Origin of the sequence: Aquipuribacter hungaricus, from assembly GCF_037860755.1 — a bacterium.
GTDB classification, from domain to species: Bacteria; Actinomycetota; Actinomycetes; order Actinomycetales; family JBBAYJ01; genus Aquipuribacter; species Aquipuribacter hungaricus.
The window spans coordinates 1-624 of record NZ_JBBEOI010000516.1 but is presented as its reverse complement, the minus strand read 5'-3'; the positions used below and the strand labels follow the sequence as shown (position 1 = coordinate 624).

Below are 624 nucleotides of genomic sequence, written 5' to 3'. Positions count from 1 at the left end.
CAGGCCCGGGGCCGGGACCGCCGCCGGGACCGCCGCCAGGCACACCACCGGGGCCCCCGCCGGTCGCGCGCGCGAGCAGGGCGAGCACGGCGCGCGTGGGCGGCAGGGCGACCCGCCGCCCGGCGAGGACGTCGTCGAGGAGGTCGTCGGGCCGGGCCCAGCCGTGCTCGTGCACCTCGCCGGGCGGTAGCGGCTCCGGGTCGGCCGCGGGCGGCAGCACCCCGACGAGGAACGTCGTGTCGAAGCGCCGGGGCTCGTGCTCGGGCGTCACCCAGCGGGCCAGCGGCCGCAGCGTCGGCGCGGCCACGACGTGCCCCGTCTCCTCGGCGAGCTCGCGCGCCGCCGCCCGGGCCATGACGGCGAAGCGGGCGGGCGGGCCCGGCTCGTCACGGCGGCGCGCCCGGTCCACGGGGTCCACGGCACCACCGGGGAAGGCGAGCGCCCCCGGCGCGACGGCCAGGCTCCGGCCGCGGGTGATCCACAGCACCTCGACCCGGCCGGGGTGCTCCGGGGCGTCCCGCAGCAGGCACACGCTGGCGGCCTGCCGCGGCACCGGCCCGGGGGGCGCCCCCGCGAGGGGCCACGCCCGCGCGGTGGCGTCGGCGGCCGCCGGGAGCGGCCAGG

At 83.2% G+C, this 624-nt stretch carries 1 protein-coding gene; it reads right to left on the bottom strand.

Going from position 1 to position 624, the window contains the following annotated elements:
* A partial coding sequence (locus WCS02_RS20940) for an NUDIX domain-containing protein (protein ID WP_340296233.1) occupies positions 1-532 on the bottom strand: 532 nt, incomplete at its 3' end.
* Positions 533-624 lie beyond the last annotated feature (92 nt).